Consider the following 20902-nt stretch of genomic DNA (forward strand, 5'->3'; position numbering starts at 1 on the left):
CGGAAGCAATCGACTTCCTTTTATATGAATGCGGTTACAATCAATCGTTTTTTTAAAGGTGGTGAGGTACATGGCGCAATATCCAAGCAACAGCCTGAGCTTTTCGTGAAATAGTGTTCGGTGAGCTGCTTTTTTACCAATCATCTTTATTTTATCGACAAGGAGAGTGAACATTTCCATGAAACAAACCAATCGACTGAAGCGAAAGCGCTTCCTTAGTTTGCTTCTCACTGTGGGGATGATGGCTTCGGCCGTTACCATGCCGACGGCTGCCCTGGCCGAGCCGGTAACAGCTACGGCCTCCGCAGCGGGCAACGCCACGCCGGAACGAATCCGGGACGGCGTTATTCTGCATGCCTTTGACTGGAACTTAAATGTCATAGAGTCAAATCTGCAGGCGATCGCCGACGCCGGGTACACGGCGATCCAGACTTCGCCTATTATGGGCAGCTCCTCCGGCGGGGAAAACTGGGCTTCTTCCTATACCCCCCGCAACATGATCGCTGGCGGCAACGGCAACAAATTCGGCGACAGGGCCGCATTTGTCAGCCTGACAACCGCCGCCGAAAAACTCGGCATCAAGATCATCGTCGACGTGATTCCTAACCACATAGGCAGCGTCGCCAACTCCGATGCCCCGTGGAACGACAGCACGCATTTCCACAATGTGACCGGCAACGTAGGTTATAATGACCGTTTCCTGCTGACCCAGCCGGAAATGATCCCCGGGCTGAGGGATCTGGACACGCACTCCAAATTTGTTCAGGATTCCTTTATCGCGTACTTAAAGGATATGATCGACGCCGGCGCGAGCGGCTTCCGCTACGACGCCATCAAACACGTCGAGTTGGACGATGACTTGCCTTCCCCGGCGAGCATTGCCGCGGGAGCAACGAATACGAAATATCCCGATGGAAATTTCGCAAGCGATTATGTGAAAAATGTGACTGGCGCCGCCAAGGCTTACCTTGAGGAGAAAGGCAAGGTGAGCTTCCAGTACGGGGAGGTGCTGCAAGGAGGAGACCCTAATAACGACAGGATGTCCGGCTATGCCAAGTATATCGACCTGACCGCTTCGATGTACGGTCATCATGTACGCGGCGTCCTCGAGGTAGGGGACATCGGTCGTGTAGACAAATGGACGGATTACTCCGCCGAGGGACTGAGGGCAGACCAACTGGTACCCTGGGTAGAATCCCACGACACCTACAACAACGAAGGGGAATCCAAGAGCTTTAGCCCGAAGCAAATCAGACAGGGCTGGGCCATGATTGCCGCGCGCAAGGACGCTTCCCCCCTCTTCTTTGCCCGTAATATCAACGCCGACGGGACCCAGAGAACCAATGTGCGGACCGCAGAGTTCGTTGACTATAACCGGCCCCAGTGGAGCCATCCCGAAGTCGTGGCCGTCAACAAGTTCCACAACGCCATGGCGGGACGGGACGAGAATCTGAAAAGTCTCGGCAATAATGCCGTCATGATCGAGCGCGGCACAGTTGCGGACGGCGGCGGAGCGGTGCTGATCAACACCAGTACAACCGCCCGTGTTCTGGGCAGTGTCGAAGTGCAGTTCTTGAAGGATGGATTCTATGTTAACGCGTTAAATGAGGCTGACGTCTTTACCGTGTCGAACGGCAGGATCAGCGGGACCATCCCGGGCAACCCTGCTAAGGCCGGCAACACCGACACCGCCAGCAACCCTGGCCTTGTGGTCCTTATGGAGAAGGAGGAGGCCGACTCCGCCATTTTGGCCGCCTTGCCTAACGATGACGATGTGAGCGCCGGCAACAGCTTTACCGGCAATCAGATCCGGCTCAGAATGTCGTCCGTCAATGTGAGCAATGCCTCTTACGCCATTAATAACGGCGACGCCAAGAGCTTTGCCCATAATGACATCATTACCGTGAGCGCCAACTACAATGATCCGATCACCGTCACGTTGGTAGGGCGGGCGGACGGCGGGAATTGGATGACCAAGGCATTTACCTATACCAGGGTCGAGCCTGCAGGATCGGTCCCTCCACCGGTCTTGGAGCCGACACACGTCAATATTTATCTTTCCATTAACCGAAATGCGAGCTTCCAGGCTTGGGCAAGCTCCGGCGTGTGGGCTTACAGTTTCAACCCCGAGTTGTTTGGCGGATGGCCCGGAGGCGCTATGACGAGGATGAAATACAATGGCGCGGACACCCATTGGTATAAGATCGAAGCGCCAAGGGCTGCCGTTGGCGGGATCATATTTAATAACAACTCCGGGCAACAAACCGGTCAACCGGCGATTACCGCCTCCATGCTTAATAATGAGCAATTATATTTCTACGGCACCGGGGCTTCAAACTTTAACATCAACGGCTCTTCCGATACCGGCAATAACGCCCGGGCCAACTGGGACACGGCTTTTGCCGCAGGCAACAATATCGGCTTCGCAGCCAGCGGCGTATTCCCGCCGGGGCGCAACGGCGTGTTTTTTAACACGTCGGACGGCAGCGCGGTCGCCAATCAATATGTCCGGGATGGGGAAAAAGCGATCAGACCGGCAACAGATCCTACCCGCAGCGGCTATCTCTTCGACGGAAAATGGTACACCGATTCGGCGTTCACGCAGGAGTATAATTTCGACACGCCCGTAGTCAATACTCTTGGCGACAATCATATTTACGCAATGACTTTATACGCCGGATGGATCGAGCTGGAAGCCGGCAAATTCCTGGTCGAGTTCAATACTCTTGGCGGCAGCCCGGTCATGTCCATCCCTAACTTGGTGAGCGGCACCTCTATTACCGCGCCGCAGACACCGGTCAGGAACGGCTATACGTTCGGAGGATGGTTCAAGGATTCGGCCTACACGCAAGCGTGGAATTTTGAATCCGATACCGTGACGGAGGCGACGACACTCTTTGCCAAGTGGGAGCTTGTACCGTACGCCATTACTTATAGGGACGGTGAAGTCGCTGCGGCCATGCCAGGCAGCGTGCCAACCGTCTACACCGTTGAAACGGAGACGTTTAGCCTGAGCGAACCGAGCCCCAAGGAAGGGTTTACCTTTGCTGGCTGGTATACCGATTCGCAATTCCTGTCGAGCTCCAAGCTCAGCAGCATTGCAGTAGGCTCCGTCGGCGATAAGACTCTCTACGCTCGTTTTATGGCGAATACCTACAATATTACGCTGGATCCACAGAGCGGATCAAGCGGTACGGCAAGCGTATCGGTCAACTACGGCGGCATGCTGCCGCTGGGAATTGCCCGTCCTGTAAGAGAAGGCTACGCTTTCCAGGGGTTCTACGCAAACACGGACGGAACCGGACAGCAGTATTACAACAGTGACGGCGTCAGAGTATTTACGGGCAATTGGTCCAATGCGTCCAGCTCCACCCTCTACGCGAATTGGTCAATGGAAACCGGATTTGTACCTGTTACGGAGATCCGACTTAACGGTCAGGATACGATCACGACCAAAGGCGGTTCGCTTTCATTAACGGCAGAGGTGCTGCCGGCAGATGCAACGAACAAAGCGGTAATCTGGTCTGTCGAAAATGGAACAGGAAGCGCAACGATTCAAAATACCGGCCTGTTAACCGCTGTGAACGACGGCACCGTGACGGTAAAAGCGACGGCAGCCGACGGTTCCGGCATCATGGACACGAAGACGATTACGATTAGCGGCCAGACAACAAGCAATCCGGATCCGACCGACGATACCATTAGAATTCTAATGGTGGGCAATAGCTTGACCCGATATAACGATGTGGCAGACAAATTGGAACGGTTGTTTGCTTATGCGGGGAAAGAAGCCATAGTAGATACACGGACCCAGATGGGGGCCTCGTTGCTCGATCAGGCAGAGATACTTGCGGTCAGTACACGAGAGGCTATCTTGAATGGCGATTATGATTATGTCGTGCTTCAGGAAAAGTCCTCCGGATTCACTGAAGCCTTGTTAACGCAGGGGGTCGGCGCGTTTAATCCATGGATTCTGGAGGCAGAATCAAAGCCGCAGCTTGTTTTGTACATGCCTTGGTCCAATGAAGACGTGTTCAAAACCATGCAAACCACTTTCACAAATGCATACGTCAAAGTTGCAAAAAGCTATGGCGCGTTATTGGCGCCTAGCGGAGAAGCTTATTATGACCTGTATTTTAACGAAGGGAAAAGCTGGTACCGCAATGGCGACAATGTCCATGGCAATGATCTTGCTTCCTTGATATCGGCGAGTACGCTTTTCTATACCATGTCCGGACAAGAACAACCCGTTCTCCAGATCAGAGAAACAGATCAGTCCGTAGTAAAGGCGCTGGTGGAAAGCTCTGACTATAGAAATTATCCGGTCAGTTATGATCGCGATTTAGTCAACTTGATCGAACGAAAGGCGCATGCGTTTGCAGATAGCTATCGCGATCTTAATCATGTGCCGGATTTGACGGGACGCGGCATGGATGCAACGGTTAATCTTGCGAAACAGAAACAGGGCAGCGCATCCTCCAATGCAAGGGGCGCTACTCGCGGAATCGGCGCACGTAATGTAGGCAATCTTACGGATGGAAGCACTACCTCCTTTATAGTCTTGCATGAAGAAGATCCGGATCCATGGTTTGCTGTGGACTTGGGAGCGAAGACAGCGTTCAATCAGCTTACTCTGTATTGGGGAGCTGCTGATGAGTATGCGGATTCCTACAGAACAAAGTTTACAATTGAAGGGACCAACGATCCTGAAGCGGGATATGAGACGATTGCGACAGGACAAAGTACAAGCTCAAATAAGCAGGAGATCCGATTTGCCGGTGTTGAATATCGATATGTGCGTGTTCATGTAACAGAGAAAATCGGAGAATATGCCAGCTTGTATGAAATGGAAGTCTATAATCTGCCCGGTCAGGGCGGCGAGGACCCCTCTGCAGACTTCAAGGTAAATGTCGGCGATTATTTGCAGATTCAGGTGGGCGACAGCCTGACGAACATGAGTCTGTATGAGCAGGGCATGTACGAAGCCGAGGCGGCATTTCCTCGGGGAGTCAAGGACTACAAGATTTTGAGAAATGGAGAATTGATCTATAAAGGCGCAATTAAAGAAAGCAACGCCGCTCAAAATGTGATTATCCGTTTATTTGCGGCAGACAGCAAAGTGGTGACAGGACAGGATGTCCATAAGGATGTTAATGGCAATCCGGTGCAGGACATCAAGAAAGTGGCGAACTGGACCGGCAATTTCTTTAATCGCAACGGTATAGAAGAATTCAAAGCGTTTGGCGGCTGGGATCAAGCCAGTCCGTTATCCGCTCTTCCGTACCGTGGAGGCGGAATTTTTGCGAGAGAGTTCACCTATACGGTGCCGGCAGTTGCTGTATCGTATGATTACAAGATCAATTATGACCAGACATGGAATAATGGCGAGATTCCTTCTGCGAATCGGAGAGTTGTGTTCCCGACATCGGATAAGGAAAGGGATACGTTTGTGTTATGGGTGAATTCGCTGAGAGGAGAGCTTTTTGACTCGATCAACGATGGCAGCACTACCTTTAAGACCAAAGACAATAATGAATATGGGAAGGCGATTGGCACAGCCAAGGTTGAGCTGTCGCTGAGCAAAGAAGGAAACGAAACCTTATATCCGATGGTGCAGACCGGCAAAAATGCTTATATGGTTACCGCATTTATAACACCGGGCACCTACACCTGGGCTGACAAGATTGATGATAAGGAGGGTACATTGAGCGGCAGCTTTACTGTGGATAAGAACGCTGCTGTAACCTTCCAATATCGTGTCAATTCAGATGACTATGTCATGCTCAATACCGTGGATCATGCCGAGAGGTTTATGGAGGCTATACCTGTTGAAACGATCCATATTAGCGGTAATGATGCAATCACGACAAAAGGCGGTACGCTTCAATTAACAGCAGAGGCACTGCCGGCAAATGCAACGAACAAAGCGGTGGTCTGGTCTGTCGACAATGGAACAGGGAGCGCAACGATCAGTGCAGCGGGCCTGTTGACGGCTGTGAGCGACGGCACCGTAACGGTGAAAGCGACGGCAGCCGACGGTTCGGGCATCCTGCGGACGAAGTCGATTACGATTAGCGGCCAAACAACAAGCAATCCAGGGCCAACTGATCCTCCTGGCAACTCAGGACCATCGATACCATCGACACCAGCGCCAACAGATGTCATCAAGGTTGGCAACAAGGCGATTGTGGAGTTTGGCAGCGACATCACATCCAAGTCCATTCCTGTACAGGATATCGGCGGACTGTCCCTCCAGGTGAAAGCCGCGAATGCGGTTCTAATCGTTCAGGCGAATGCGCTGAAACAATGGCTGACGCAGGCGGGCAATCCGTCCGGGGCAAGTATTGAAGTAATCGTTGCGCCAGTGACTGCCGGAGATATCGCGAATGCCCCAGCCCAAGGCGGTAGGGCGCGTGTGGAAGTTGCAAGCGTGGTCTACGACATTACGATTAAGCTGAAGTACAACGACGAGCGCATCGACATCAGTCATGTTGAAGGCGGCGTGGAAATCACCCTGCCTTATAACAATGAGGCCGATGAGGACCTGCTGGGCATCTATTATTACAATGAAGAAACCAAAGCGTGGGAATACGTTGGAGGCAGCGTAAATACAGCCAAGCATACCGTGACGGTTACGCTTGAGCATCTGAGTAAATATGCGGTGCTGGAATACGCGAAGTCATTCTCGGATGTTTCTTCGAACCACTGGGTGGCTCGTACGCTGGAGGTGTTAGCGGCGAAACATATCATTAACGGTACAAGCGAAACGCATTTCACGCCAAACGGACAAACGACCCGCGCTGAATTTACCTCCTTGCTGGTGCGGGCGCTTGGCCTGACGCAAGCGGCAAGCTCCGTTCCGTTCGAGGATGTGCAAGCGGATCAATGGTATGCGAAGGAAGTGGCGATCGCTTATAAAGCGGGGCTTGTCTCGGGCGTATCGGAGACCCAATTCGATCCGAACGCGAAGATCACCCGCGAACAGATGGCGGTATTGCTCGTTCGCGCCTACGAGTACAAGAACCGTGCGATTGCAGCGACTGGTCAGGAAACAGCCGGTCTTAAGGATGGCCCAAGCATCTCTGCATGGGCAGCAGAAGAAGTAAATAAAGCCATCGCCGCCGGGCTTCTGCAAGGCAAAGGAAACGGCATCTTCGATCCGGCTTCCGACGCGAGCCGCGCTCAAACCGCGCAGGCTATCTTGAATCTTTTGAACAAGCTATAGGATGTAAAAATAAAGAGCCCGTTAATCCGCTTAAGCGGGTTAACAGGCTCTTTATTTTGTAGAGAACGCCGTCCAGAGTTGGTTTCCAGATGTAGAGACACTGACTTGCAATGGACTGCGATGGTGTTAAAGAGGCTGCTCCGTTATTCCTGAACGGGCAGCCTCACGACAAAGCAAGCTCCCTGCGAGGAGGACGGCTCCCCTTCAGGCCCGCCGTGCTCCGTGACGATCCCGATCGTGCCGCCGTGCAGTTCGACGATCTTGCGCGCGATGGACAGGCCGAGGCCGCTTCCGCCGATGCTTCGATTGCGGGACGGATCGGCCTTGTAGAACCGCTCGAATACCCGCTCTCGTTCCTCAAGGGGAATACCGGGACCCGTGTCGCGAACGGACACGAGGATGACGCCGTCCTCTTCGGCCGCGGCTATAACGATAGCTCCGCCGCTTGGCGTAAACTTGATGCTGTTCGCCAGCAGATTGGTCCAGACGCCGTTCATTAGCTCGGTATCGGCCGTTAAGGCGAGCGGTTCGGCTTGGAGCTCGACGCGCAGCGACTTGCGCTGCCAGACCGGTTCTCCGGCCAAAATAATTTCCCGCAGCTGGCGGTCCAATCGGTAAGGCGCGGGATGGAAGGGATGCTGTTCGGAGTCGAGAGAGGACAGCTTGAGCAGATTGTCGCTTAGCTTGGACAACCGGCTGCTCTCCTGTTGAATGATTCCGACATACCGCTCCTTCTCTTCGATCGTCACGTCATCCGCGCGAAGCGCCTCGGCGAAGCCGTGAATGGATGTTAGAGGCGATTGAATCTCATGCGAGACATTGGCGACGAAATCCTGCCGCATCGACTCGATCCGCGACAAACCCTCCGCCATTGTGTTCATACTGCCCGCGAGCTCGCCAAGTTCGTCACGGCGCTTGACCGGCAGCCGAACGGCGAAGTTGCCCGACGACATGCGAAGCGCGGCATCGTTAATATGTTTGATCGGACGGACGAGGAAGCGCGCGGCGAACAAGATAAGCACGGAACCGATCGCCAGCAGCGCGAGGAGCAAGGTGGCCGTCGTCAGGATAAAGTTGCTGTTGCGCGGATATCGATTATGCTGCAGGAAGATCGACCACTGCTCGCCGTCCAGCGTGACGAGACGGCCGATGGATTCGCCGACCGAAGGCTGGCGTGGGGGCAAGCCGGAGCGATATCCCCATATGCGTGGACTGCCCTCTCCCGTCCATGACTCGGCAGGTACGGCTTTATCTGCCGCATCACCACTATTCGCGGCATCGGCCGGCCGGCTGCTGTCAGCTTCCGCGGCGGTTTCCCGTTGCGAGCGTATGCCTGAGTACTCGTTATCGAAATCCGAGGCGCTGGCCGACTCATCGATTGTTCCCGTTGAGCTGCCTCTCGTTTCGACCTCAATAGAATCGTTGGCAGATACTCCATTTGTTGCTTCTACACCTCGTCTTTCCAACCAGGGCAAAACGCCTGGCGGCCGAAATCCGTTTACTCGCCGCTGGAGTTCCTCCGCAGACTCGCCAACCGAAATGCGTTCGCCCTTGGAGCTGACCGCAAGGATAGTCATGTCCTCGATATCGGCGATTTCTTCGAGGAACCCGGACAGCGAGGATGGTTCGACGACATGATGGAGTTGCCGTATCCGCTCGAAGGCATCGTCGTAGTTCTGGGCAACCGAGCCGCGGGATCCCTTGAACAACTGGTTCGTCAGCAGGAACGCCAGCGCGATGCTTAGCACGACAACCAGCAGGAACGTCGCGACAATGCGGACGTACAGGCTGCGCGTCATCCGGCCGTAGACTCCAGACGATAGCCGAGTCCTCTCACCGTCTCGATGCGGAAGCCGAAGCTCCCTTCGGGGAATCGGGTGCGGAGCCGTTTAATATGGACGTCCACCGTTCTCTCGTCGCCCTCGTAATCGACTCCCCATAGCTGGGTAATGAGGTCCTCCCGAGAGAAGGTTTTGCCGGGATAGCTGGCCAGCCTGAATAACAGTTCGAATTCCTTGGGCGGCAGCGACAAGGTTTCCTCGCCGCAGCAGATGCGGAAGTCGGCATAGTTCATGTTGATGCTGCCCAACTCGATGTTCTGGGAAGCGGTAATCCGGTATCGTCTGAGCAGAGCCTTCACGCGAGCTTGCAGCTCCGGCGGGTCGAATGGCTTGACCAAGTAGTCATCCGCTCCCAGCTCAAGTCCCTTCACTTTGTGTATCGTCTCCCCTTTGGCCGTCAGCAGCAGCAGCGGAATGTCGTAGATTCCGCTCAATTCGGAGCATAACGCCCAGCCATCCATCCGGGGCATCATGATGTCGATGATGGCGAGGTCGGGCTTCACGGACTTCAGCTTCTCCAACGCTTCAATGCCGTCCCCGGCCTCCACGACCTGATGGCCGTCCCTCTTGAGAAATAATCCGATCAGCTCGCGAATGTTGGGATCGTCGTCGACGACAACGATTTTGGGCATGCCGGTGTCCCCCGATCTACACTAATTTCTGTACCCTCAAGCATATATGAACAAGCTTAGACCAAGCTGAACCGAATATGAAAGGAAGCTGAAAATCGTGAACCGGAACGAATGAGGATGCGTGCGATGCAACGTATCACTTCTGGTCCCCCGTTCGCCGGGAGCTGCGTTCGGACAGTAGACAAGGACGTTCATATGCCGTTCATGAACCCATGCTATAGTCCCTCTTGATATCGATAGTCGGAAGGTGGAGTGGACATGAAGAAGTGGATGATCGGCGTCGGTGTAGTGCTGGTAGTAGCGGCAGCAGGCTCCGGCGGCTACTATTATTGGGATGCCCAGCGCCCGTTGGCCGCCGCGGCCGAGGCGACGTCGGTCTCAGCAAGAGCGACGAGAGGGGATATTGTCCTCAAAGTGAGCGGTTCCGGCTCCGTGGCGGCCGAGACGAAGGAATCGGTCAAGGCGGGCCTTAACGGAACAATCGAGGAGCTTGGCTTTAAGGTGGGAGATCATGTGACTGCCGGGCAGGTGCTTGCCGTCTTCGAGAAGGAGGATGTGAGCGGCCAGATCGACCAGAAGGTGCTTAGCATCAAGAAGCAGCAATTGCAATTGGAGCAGTACGAGAAGCAATATAAGGAAACGGCTGTGGCGGAAGAGGCGGATCCAGCCTCACTGGCATCGATTCAGCTTAATATTGAGGTGTTGAAGCTGGAGATGGCGGCTGGCGAGAAGGAACTGGCGGAGCTGAGGGAGCAGCAAGCGGAACGGCTGGAGGTTACAGCTGCGATTGACGGAGTGGTGACGGTCAGCGAGGTCGCTGTCGGAGATACAGTGCAAGCCAATACCATCCTTGCGGATATCGTTGACTACAATGCTCTTACCTTCAACGTTCAGGTGGACGAACTGGATATGCCTCAGATTACCGTAGGCCAGTCAGCGGAAATTCATCTCACCGCCTTCCCCGACAAGACGTTCGAAGGCGAGATTCTGGAGCTCGCCAAGGAGGGCTCGGTATCGGGCGGCGTGGCGGCATACGAGGTTGCCATTGCGCTCAAGGAAGTGGAAGGCGTTCTTGCCGGCATGTCCGGACAAGCGGATATGATTATCGATTCCCGCGAAAATGTAGTCGTCGTCCCTGTGGACGCGGTCGTGGAGCTGATGGGCCGGACTTATGTCCGCGTGCCTGCCGAAGGCGCTTCGGACGCTTCCTCGCCGGAGACGGGGCAGCCCCCGGCAATGCCGGGCGGCGAGCGTACGGGCGGCGAGCGCTGGGGCGACGCCGCAGGAGCAGGAGCGGGAGAAGGAGCGGCAGGTTCGGGCGGCGAGAGCTGGAGTGGCGCCGCAGGCGTAGGAGCGGCTGAAGGCGCGGTAGGTTTGGGAGGCGAGAGCTGGAGTGGCGCCGCAGGCGTAGGAGCGGGTGAAGGCGCGGTAGGTCCGGGCGGCGGCCGTAGATCCGCCGTGCAAGGCGGCGCTGACGGCGAAGCAGTGCCAGAGAGGCGGGCTGCCGGAGCTGGAGGGGCTATGGGTGCTATTCCTGCTATGCCTGCAGACCGACAAATTCCACAAAGGCCATCGTCCGGTCCAGGACGCGCGGAAGGGGAAGTCCCGATGCCGTCCGGTCAAGCTCGTTCCCAGGAGACGACCTTGGCTTCCTCAGCGCCAGGCGACGCAGACGGACAGTCCGCTCCTGCCCAGGCTCCGGGAGCCCAAGCCCCAGGTGTCGGGGGACAGACGGCCCCCGACCTGGCAGGCGATGACCGAATAAGCGCCATGGCGGAGCGAATCGGACTTGGCGGTCAGTTGAAAGAAGTCACGGTAGGCCTTAGCGACGAAACGTATGTGGAGATCGTATCGGGCTTATCCGAGGGCGATACGGTGCTTGTCCCGCTGCCGCAGGGTACGGTTGGAACAGCCCCGTCGTCCGCGGGTACCGAGATGATGTTCCCAGGCGGCATGGGCGGCAGCTTTGGCAATTTCGGCGGCGGAGGCTTCGGCGGAGGAGGCCAGGGATCAGGCGGCATGCGCGGTGGAATGCCGCAAGGCGGCGGTGCCCGATGATGCAGGCGAATATGGAGCCTCTTATCGACATTCGGGAGCTGTCGAAGAGCTACGTAATGGGAAGAGAGAAAGTGCGCGTCTTAAACGAAATATCTTTGCAGGTTATGCCGGGTGAATTTGTTGCGATTGTGGGGCCCTCGGGTTCGGGCAAGTCTACGCTTATGAACGTTATCGGTTGCCTGGACGCGCCGAGCGAAGGAAGCTACAAGCTGGACGGCATAGAGGTGAAGGGGCTGAGCGACAACAAGCTGGCCAATATTCGCAACCGTAAGATCGGCTTTATCTTCCAATCGTTCCACCTGCTTCCGAAGCTGTCCGCGATCGAGAACGTGGAGCTGCCGCTCGTCTACCGGGGCATGTCTTCGAAGGAGCGGCGCGAGCGCTCCACCCGCGCGCTCGCGCAGGTCGGCTTGTCGGAGCGAATGTTCCACAAGCCAAGCGAGCTGTCCGGCGGTCAGCAGCAACGGGTCGCCATCGCTCGCGCGCTCGCCGGGCATCCGCCGATGCTGCTGGCCGACGAGCCGACGGGCGCTCTGGATACAAAGACCGGTCAAGAGGTGCTCGCGCTCATTGAGCAGCTCAATGCGGAGGGCCATACGATTGTGCTCATTACGCATGACCAGGAAGTAGCCCGCCGTGCTTCGCGCATCGTCGTTATGAGAGACGGCTGTATGACCGAGCAGGAGAGGAGGATGGAGCATGAAGTTGTCCCAAGGCTTCCGAATGGCCTTCTCCAGCATCCTGTCCAACAAGCTTAGAACCGTTCTGTCCATGCTGGGCATCCTGATCGGGGTGGCTACGGTCATCGCGCTGGTCGCTATGGGTGAGGGCTCTTCCCGTCAGGTCGAGGAGCAAGTATCCTCTCTCGGAACCAACATGCTCTCGGTAACGATTACCGGTCGCGGCACGGACACGACATTAACGAAGGAAGAGGCGCTCGAGCTTGCCAATATCGAAGGCATAGCCGGCATATCGCCGGTCGTGAGCTCTTCGGCGTCGGTGAAGTACGACAAGACGAGTACAAACGTCACCGTCGACGGCATTACGACGGAGTACGAGCTTGTGCAGGACTTCAGCGTGCAGAGCGGCCGGTATATTACGGCGATGGACGAGCGCAACAAGACGCGGGTCGCGCTGATTGGCGTTACGACGTCAGACGAGTTGTTCGGCAGCGACGATCCGCTGGGCAAGGTCGTACTTGTCAACGGCATGCGCTTTACGATTGTCGGCTTGCTAGAGCCTAAGGGAAGCTCGCTAGCCGGCTCCAACGACGAGAAGCTGCTCATCCCGCTGTCGGTTGCCCAGCGTATCTTCAATAGCGACGGCGTCCGGACGGTGTATATTCAGACAACGGAGATGGATGTCATGGACGCCGTGACGTCGAGGCTGGAGACCGAGCTGACGGGGTTGTTCCGCGGCGATTCGAACAGTTATCGCGTCTTCAATCAGCAGGATGCAATGGACACGCTCAATGCCGTTAACGAGACGATGAACACCATGCTGGTCGGCGTTGCGGCCATCTCTCTGGTGGTCGGAGGCATCGGCATTATGAATATTATGCTCGTCTCCGTGACGGAGCGGACAAGGGAGATCGGCATCCGCAAGTCTCTTGGCGCCAAGCGGCGCGACGTGATGCTGCAATTCCTGATCGAGGCGATGTCGATCAGCACGCTCGGAGGCGCGCTGGGCGTTGCGCTCGGATACGCGGCTTCATTCGTCATCGAGACGGCGATGGATTCGCCGACGGCCGTCTCCTCGGATATGGCGCTGTACGCATTCCTCTTCTCGGCCTGCGTCGGCATCGTCTTCGGTCTCTTCCCGGCTTACAAAGCCGCCGGTCTGAAGCCGGTAGACGCGCTGAGGCACGATTAACGGTCTTGCGGCGATGATTTGATGGTAAGGCATAATTCGCAATTTCATAGCTAGTTTTTCCAACAAACAGGCAATGATCGGCCCTTCCGGCGACGATCGTTGCCTGTTTGGTTTGGCTCTAGACGCCCAAGGATGACAACGCAGTGAAATCAGATAAGAAATAGACGATCAGGAGAACGAAACGAAAAAATGAAGCTTAGAAGTATACTTCATTGACCCCAGCCGCTGCCGAACCTGATTTTGTTCTTCTACCCTACCAATCGGGCTCATAGAATGTAGTACAGGCGGTTAAGAGGAGGTTAAGAGGATCCCTCTCATCCGTGCTGAATGAAAGAGGGGCTGCGCAGCCTGTCAGGGAAGGAGCGTAGGGTAGCATAAGAGCAACAGGATGGTTTGGCAGGTCGAAGGCAATCTATATTCCGGGCAATAAGCAATGGTGGTCTGTCTTCGGGGTCGGAATCGCGCTGGGCTGTGTCGTCTTCGGTATGCGATGGTTTCTGACGGAAGCGGACAATGGGCTCGCGAAGGATGTGTACCCGGCATCCATTCCCTTTGCGATCCGGGCTACAGACGGTGATCAAGGACAAGCAATCGAGGAATCTGGCAGCATACGGGAAGATACGGTGGATTCGAAAACAGTTGACAAGCCGGGCACTCACGCTGGTGCTTTGCCTGTCGTCGAGTCGGAGGATGGGGACAAGCGGCCAACTGATAGTGAAGCCGGTACGCCGGGTATTGAGCCTAAAGGAGCAGATAGCGATGCGATGCCGCCGGCAACATCGCAGCAAGCTCCGGGAGACGTAACCGCGGAGGACGAGTCCGGGACGCAAGCCGAGCCTGCCGTTAAGGGCGCGCTTGAGGGAGTAACCGTCCGAGTCTATCTGACCGGGACAGGCACGGTAGAGAAGGTGCCGATCGAGACCTACGTAATGGGCGTGCTGGCGGGGGAGATGCCGATCGACTTCGAGCTGGAGGCGCTGAAGGCGCAAGCGATCGCGGCAAGGACCTATATCATTCGCAGACTGGCGGCGGGCGACAATGAGCTGGCGAGCCGGGGAGCGGATGTCTCGGATACGGTGGAGCATCAAGTCTACGTGTCGAAGAAGGAGCTCGGCAGGCGTTGGGAGGGAGAGGCGGAGGCGGAAAATCTGGCGAAGCTTGCCCAGGCCGTCCGCGAGACGGAAGGACTCGTTGTCACCTACGAGGGAGAACCGATTCAGGCAGCCTTTTTCTCGACCAGCAACGGATACACGGAAAATTCCGAGGAGTATTGGACGATGTCGCTCCCTTACTTGCGCAGCGTCGACAGCCCATGGGACAAGTCGATCTCGCCCCGATACGAGCAAGAGGAGACATTCGAGCTCTCGCGATTCTATAAGCTGATGGGAATGAAAGGAAAGAAGGCGAAGGGCAAGCCCTCTATTAAACTGGTCGATAAAACGGAGGGCAATCGAATCAAGTCTATATCCGTCAACGGGACGGCCTTTACCGGAAGAGAAGTGAGAGAGCGGTTGGGACTCGCATCCTCGCAATTCAGTTGGAAGATTGGCAAGGAGGGCATTACGTTTACAACCTACGGCTTCGGGCACGGAGTCGGCATGAGCCAGTGGGGAGCGAACGGGATGGCTAAGGAAGGCCGTACGGCCGTGGATATTCTGCTTCATTACTACTCAGGGACCAAGGTCGAACAAGCCTCGAATCTACCATAAGAGGCCGCAAAGGTTTCTATCGATCTCGATGTGATACTCGATGCATACTCTATTGCGCCGAAAGCCGTATTTCTTGAACATGTACGATTAGGTCGTGTCTGAAAACCCGCTCAGGGGCATCTTTCACCGCCTTTCCGCCCCCTGCTTCGTCACTTTTGCTTGACGTACCCCCGGTACACCTTCACAAAAGTTCCTTGCATGGAACGAAAATTCGGCAAAATCTGCTCCCCTCGGAGTATTCAGACACGCCCTAGGATAAACTCTTAAAAAATGCTATGCCTCACGTATAAACCTAGCAGATCTGGCAACAATGGCTAGTGAGGTGATAGCTAATGAATGAACAAAACCAAAACAAAAACAAGCAAGAAACTCCCAAAAATAGTCTGGGAGGCGCGTCTGCCGCAAACTCTAGCAGCGGACTGAAGAAACTATTCGCAAAGCGATGGGTTTCTCCAGCGATCTTCATGGCTGCGGCAGCAATTATCGTTACTCTCATGTGGATCTATCAGGGGTCGGGTGAGACGGACCAAGCGACAATGGGTCCAGACAACGCCGCTGAAGAAGCACAAGGGAACGAAGAGACAGGCAAGGGCGAGGATGTCGTGGGCGTGATCACGGGCGACGAGAAGATGGCATGGCCGGTAGTCGATTACAATGCGCTGCAGAAGGAAACGCTGTATTATGATGAGGACGCAAGCGAGGCCGAGAAGGAAGCGGCGCTGATCCAGGTCGGCAACTCCTTCACGGCTCATACGGGCATCGACTTTGTTGATCCCAACGGTACGCCATTCGATGTTCTGGCGGCGCTGTCCGGCAAAGTAACTTTGGTGAAGCAGCATCCGACGAACGGCACTATCGTGGAGATTAGCCATGGCAACGGTCTGGTGACGGTGTATCAGAGCCTCTCGGACGTTCAAGTGGCGGAGGGCGACGACGTTGAGCAAAACACGATCATCGCCAAGGCGGGCCGCAGCGAGCTTGAGAGCGACCTCGACGTGCATCTCCACTTCGAGACGCGTCTCAACGGATCGCCGGTCAACCCGGCGGATTATATCGTCAAGTAATTTCGCACTAGGACGAAAGTCGTCCGAAACCGCGGGCAGGCAAGGGATTTTTCCCTGGCCTGCTTCTTTTTTTGCAAAAATATTCACTTTCCGGGCTTGTCACGCTTGGCCACAACGAATATATACCCACTCCACTCATATAATGTACCAAACTATCTCGAGTAGGGAGGCGGGAACGTGCACGATTACATCAAAGAGCGAACCATTAAAATAGGCCGCTGCATCGTGGAAACGAAGCATACGGTGCGGACGATCGCCAAAGAATTCGGCGTGTCCAAGAGCACGGTGCATAAGGATTTGACCGAGCGGTTGCCGGAGATTAACCCGGACCTGGCCGACCAGGTAAAGCACATTCTCGAGTACCACAAGTCGATCCGGCATCTTAGAGGAGGCGAAGCGACCAAGATCAAGTACAAGAAAACCAGCTCCAAGAAGCGCGAAGTGCTCGCTGCGGGCAAGGTCTGACATTACCCGAATATTCATCAAAAATTGCTTGGCGAAGAGAGGATTTTGGTCTTTTTTGACGAATAATGTACGTTAGGGGTTTTTCCACGGATGTTGGAAGGCCAAATGGAACGCCTACGTACAATTTATTAGTTGGGGGACTTACGCCTTATGCTAAGCAAGGATATCGGGATTGATCTGGGGACGGCTAATGTATCCATTCATGTAAAGGGTAGAGGTATTGTGCTTGACGAGCCTTCGGTCGTTGCGATCGAAAGCGATTCGAAGCGAGTGCTCGCAGTCGGCGAGGACGCGCACCGTATGGTTGGACGTACGCCGGGCAACATTGTGGCGATCCGTCCGCTGCGGGACGGCGTCATCGCCGACTTTGAGATTACGGAAATTATGTTGAAAGCGTTTATTGACCGGGTGGATGGCCGCAAGTGGTTTAGCCGTCCCCGCATTCTGATCTGCGCGCCGACAAACATTACGTCCGTCGAACAGAAGGCGATACGGGAAGCGGCGGAGAGAAGCGGCGCGAAGGAAGTTTACCTGGAGGAAGAACCGAAGGCAGCCGCTATCGGGGCCGGCATGGACATCTTCCAGCCTAGCGGCAACATGGTTGTGGATATCGGCGGAGGCACAACGGATATAGCGGTGCTGTCTATGGGCGACATTGTAACGGCATCTTCCATAAAGGTGGCGGGCGACAAGTTCGACGATGCCATCATGAAGTATATCAAAAATAAGTACAAGCTTTTGATCGGGGAACGGACCAGCGAGGATATCAAGATCAAGATCGGCACTGTCTATGCGGAGAATCGGAACGAAGAGATCGATATTCGGGGCCGGGATATGGTGTCCGGCTTGCCGCTGACCGTAACGATTCGCTCTCACGAAGTGAGAGAAGCGTTGTGGGATTCTGTTATGTCGATCGTAGCCGCAGCCAAATACGTGCTGGAGCAGACGCCGCCGGAGCTGTCGGCGGATATCATCGACAGAGGCGTGATTCTGACCGGCGGCGGAGCGCTGCTGGGGGGCATGGACGCGTTGCTGGCGGACGAGCTTAAGGTGCCGGTGCTCATCGCGGAGAACCCTATGCACTGCGTCGTAAAAGGGACGGGCATTCTGCTCGATCACTTGGACAGGCTCAAGAAGTAAGCCTTGCGGCATAGGAGCTTTGGATGGGGACCCAGGCATAGGGGCAGCATGGCGGAGCGAGGGCGGACAAGCTTGGCAGAAGCGGCGGATTCCCGCAGGTAGGGCGCCTTAGGGGGGCGCGCCGAGGCGGAATATAAGTCTCTGGTCTCATGTTCAGCTATTAAGCGGTCTTGATTCCGGACCGATAAATATAGAAGAGTCATCACATTGAGCAGAACTTAGGACAGAACTTAGGAGGAGTACCGTGCTAAGAGGTCTATATACGGCAGCGTCCGGCATGATTGCGCAGCAACGCCGACATGATACGGTTACGAATAATATATCCAATATCAATACGCCGGGATACAAACAGACGAACGCCGTGACGCGTTCATTCCCGGAGATGCTTCTGTCCATGACGGGAGTACAAGGCGCAGAGCGAACGGAGATCGGCCGATGGACGAGCGGGGTGTTCGCCGAGGAGAGCTTGTCCATTCATCTGCAAGGCGACTTGACGCAGACGAATCAATCCTCCGACTTCGCGTTGATCTCTGACATCGAAGTGGATGGCCTTACTTTCGACGCATCCGGCAAGAGGGTATCGGCTGACGGCGAGGTAGTCTTTCAGCCTCAGGCATTCTTTACGGTGCAGGATCCGTCTGGCGAGATCCGTTACACGCGCGGCGGCAAATTTACGTTAACGGGTGACGGCTTCCTGATGACAGGCGATGGTTCATTCGTGCTTGGCACGAACGGGCAGCCGATTACGCTGCCGCAAGGCGTAGGGCTCGACAACCTGGTGCTTACGGCGGATCAACGCTTTATCGATGAGAATGGCAACGATGTCGGCGCGCAGCTGCTCATCTCCCGGATCGAAAATCCGAATGATCTCGTGCGCGAAGGCAATGGCAACTTCCGCTTCAAGAACGGCGAGGGAGAAGTGCAGGCGATTGCAGCAGATGAGCGTATCGAAGTCAGACAAGGCTTCATAGAGCGCTCCAACGTCGATGCGGCGCAAGCCTCGGTGGATCTTATGGCGGCGCTGCGCGCATACGAAGCGAACCAGAAGGTCATCCAATTCTACGATCAGAGCTTGCAGAAGGCGGCGAACGAGATTGGCCGCGTTTAATGACTAAGGGAACAAGGGGGAATTACGCGGCATGAACGCTTCGATGATTAACGCCATGGTGTCGATGAACGCCCTCCAGCAGAAGCTGGATCTGTTATCGGATAATATTGCCAACGTCAACACGGTCGGCTACAAGAAGAAGGAAGCGTCCTTCGAGGATCTGCTGACGAACATGAAGACGCAGCCGGGTTCATTCGAACGACCGGGACGGCTGACCCCGTTGGATCTCAATCAAGGCTGGGGCGCGCGGGTGACGATGATTCAGCCCAATCTGACCCAAGGTCCGCTTAAGTCGACGGACAATGTTTCGGATCTCGCCATCGAAGGCAATGCCTTGTTCGAGGTCCAGGTGGATGGAGCGGGGACGCGCGCTTACACGCGCAACGGAGCGTTCCAGTTGACGATGCGGGCAAACGGTGATACGATTTTGGCAACGGAAGACGGTTATCCGGTTGTGGCGAACGTGCCTGACGGCAACGGCGGATTCGTGGAGGGCAACGTTGTGCTGCCGGCAGGGTACACGCTTCGCGTGGATGCCGATGGCACGGTTCGCGGCGTATCCTCCGAGAATACGATTGAGCTCGGTAGCATCAAGCTGCTGCAAGCTTCCCGCCCTGCGGCGCTTACGCCGGTGGCGGACAATTTGTTCACGATTGCGTTCGGCATTAATGTCGACGACGTCGTGCAGGAGATTGTGCCGACGATGGATAATCGGATCGCTCTGCGTCAAGGCTACTTAGAGCAGTCTAATGTACAGCTTACCGACGAGATGACAGAGCTAATCAATGTCCAGCGCGCTTATCAATTGGCAGCAAGAGCGTTATCGTCCAGCGATACGATGATGGGTATTGCGAACACGATGCGCGCGTAGGATGGAATGAAGGTGATCGTATGGCTGACGAACGAAGAGATTCGAGCCGTATCGAATTGGAAGACAGACCAGCCCCGGGCGGAGTCAGAGCAGGCGGAGCAACGGCTGAGCTGAGGACTCCTATGAGGAGCAGCGGATTGTCCCGTATGGAACGGCATGGCGGATCTTCGTCGAGCTCGAGCTCGAACTCGAGCACAGCGAATGATCAAGAGAAGGAAGTCCCTGCTAAGAAGGCGAAGCTGATCTTCGGCAAGAAGAAGTCGGAGGAGCCCGCGAAGCCGGAAGCGGAAGAGCCGGTGAACGAACCGGAGTGGGATGAGGAAGCAGAAGAGGAACGCGAATACCCGAGATGGGCAGTCGTGTCTTTCTGGCTGTTCCGCAAGAGTATCGTCCCCGTCGTCATGATTGTGATGCTCATCGTCGGCTTGTATGCCGGATATGTGTTCCTCGGCGACGCTCCCAAGGATGAAGTGTTCAAATGGTCGACTTGGCAGCACTTGTACGACCTCGTTTTTGCAGAGTCTTGATTGGCTATTCATTCCAGGCCCATGGCCTGACGCGCGAGTCCTCCTGGAGACGGGGGGCTTTTTTGTATTTTTGGAGGCTGGGAAATTATGCGCGAGGTCAATAAATGTGGGTAAGCAGGTCGACGGCTTCTCGGCTCAATGAAGTATAAATAACAACCACCTAAGTCGTCTCGCAGCAATTTAATCAGCCGTCAGGGGGACCCTGTGCTCTGCCGGCAAATAGCAGTAGGTACGACCCAACTTGCAGTGCGGTGAATGTAGCGGAAAAATCCGCTATAGCGGCCCCGTGTCGAGCCGGATTTATCGGATATAGCGGAAAAATCCGCAATATTGGCCCCCGTCGGGCTGGCTTTGCCGAATATAGCGGAAAAATCCGCAATAATGGCCCGC

General features: G+C 55.5%; 13 protein-coding genes. 11 read left to right on the forward strand and 2 right to left on the reverse strand.

The features are described from left to right. The first annotated feature begins 178 nt into the window (after positions 1-178). The gene (locus tag PAT3040_RS24795) at positions 179-7225 is read left to right on the forward strand and encodes an InlB B-repeat-containing protein (RefSeq protein WP_108994793.1); all 7047 of its coding nucleotides are present in this window, start codon (positions 179-181) and stop codon (positions 7223-7225) included. A 143-nt stretch (positions 7226-7368) separates the two neighbouring features. Here PAT3040_RS24795 and PAT3040_RS24800 read toward each other — a convergent pair whose 3' ends face one another. Further along, positions 7369-9024: a sensor histidine kinase gene (locus PAT3040_RS24800; RefSeq protein WP_108994794.1), complete on the reverse strand. Its 1656-nt coding sequence runs from the start codon at positions 9022-9024 to the stop codon at positions 7369-7371. Further along, a complete protein-coding gene (locus tag PAT3040_RS24805; RefSeq protein WP_108994795.1) occupies positions 9021-9698 on the reverse strand; it encodes a response regulator transcription factor in 678 nt (225 codons plus the stop codon). The genes PAT3040_RS24800 and PAT3040_RS24805 overlap by 4 nt, the downstream gene beginning before the upstream one ends. Before the next feature lie 258 nt (positions 9699-9956). Between PAT3040_RS24805 and PAT3040_RS24810 the strand changes: the two genes are divergently transcribed. From PAT3040_RS24810 to PAT3040_RS24855, 10 genes are all read left to right on the forward strand, one after another. Then, positions 9957-11756 (forward strand): efflux RND transporter periplasmic adaptor subunit, encoded by a 1800-nt coding sequence (locus PAT3040_RS24810; protein WP_108994796.1) that lies wholly within the window; start codon positions 9957-9959, stop codon positions 11754-11756. After that, positions 11753-12514 carry an ABC transporter ATP-binding protein gene (locus PAT3040_RS24815; protein WP_373863972.1) on the forward strand — a complete coding sequence of 254 codons (762 nt, stop codon included), beginning with the start codon at positions 11753-11755 and terminating at the stop codon, positions 12512-12514. The genes PAT3040_RS24810 and PAT3040_RS24815 overlap by 4 nt, the downstream gene beginning before the upstream one ends. Beyond that, on the forward strand, positions 12456-13628 hold the full coding sequence (locus PAT3040_RS24820; RefSeq protein ID WP_108994797.1) for an ABC transporter permease: 1173 nt from the start codon (positions 12456-12458) through the stop codon (positions 13626-13628). The genes PAT3040_RS24815 and PAT3040_RS24820 overlap by 59 nt, the downstream gene beginning before the upstream one ends. Positions 13629-14113: 485 nt before the next feature. Beyond that, on the forward strand, positions 14114-15337 hold the full coding sequence (gene spoIID / locus PAT3040_RS24825) for a stage II sporulation protein D (protein WP_108994798.1): 1224 nt from the start codon (positions 14114-14116) through the stop codon (positions 15335-15337). Between the two features lie 332 nt (positions 15338-15669). After that, positions 15670-16401, forward strand: a complete 732-nt coding sequence (locus tag PAT3040_RS24830) for a M23 family metallopeptidase (RefSeq protein WP_108994799.1) — start codon at positions 15670-15672, stop codon at positions 16399-16401. Between the two features lie 177 nt (positions 16402-16578). Further along, positions 16579-16866: a sporulation transcriptional regulator SpoIIID gene (gene spoIIID / locus PAT3040_RS24835; RefSeq protein ID WP_087569465.1), complete on the forward strand. Its 288-nt coding sequence runs from the start codon at positions 16579-16581 to the stop codon at positions 16864-16866. Between the two features lie 150 nt (positions 16867-17016). Then, a complete protein-coding gene (gene mreB, locus PAT3040_RS24840; RefSeq protein WP_087569464.1) occupies positions 17017-18006 on the forward strand; it encodes a rod shape-determining protein MreB in 990 nt (329 codons plus the stop codon). 244 nt (positions 18007-18250) lie between these two features. Then, the gene (locus PAT3040_RS24845; RefSeq protein ID WP_087569463.1) at positions 18251-19114 is read left to right on the forward strand and encodes a flagellar hook-basal body protein; all 864 of its coding nucleotides are present in this window, start codon (positions 18251-18253) and stop codon (positions 19112-19114) included. Between the two features lie 31 nt (positions 19115-19145). Continuing rightward, entirely contained in the window at positions 19146-19985 is an 840-nt protein-coding gene (locus PAT3040_RS24850; protein WP_087569462.1) for a flagellar hook-basal body protein, read from the forward strand. 20 nt (positions 19986-20005) lie between these two features. Further along, a complete protein-coding gene (locus PAT3040_RS24855; RefSeq protein ID WP_108994800.1) occupies positions 20006-20512 on the forward strand; it encodes a DNA-directed RNA polymerase subunit beta in 507 nt (168 codons plus the stop codon). Positions 20513-20902 lie beyond the last annotated feature (390 nt).

Origin of the sequence: Paenibacillus agaridevorans (genome assembly GCF_003112455.1) — a bacterium.
Taxonomy (GTDB): Bacteria; Bacillota; Bacilli; order Paenibacillales; family Paenibacillaceae; genus Pristimantibacillus; species Pristimantibacillus agaridevorans.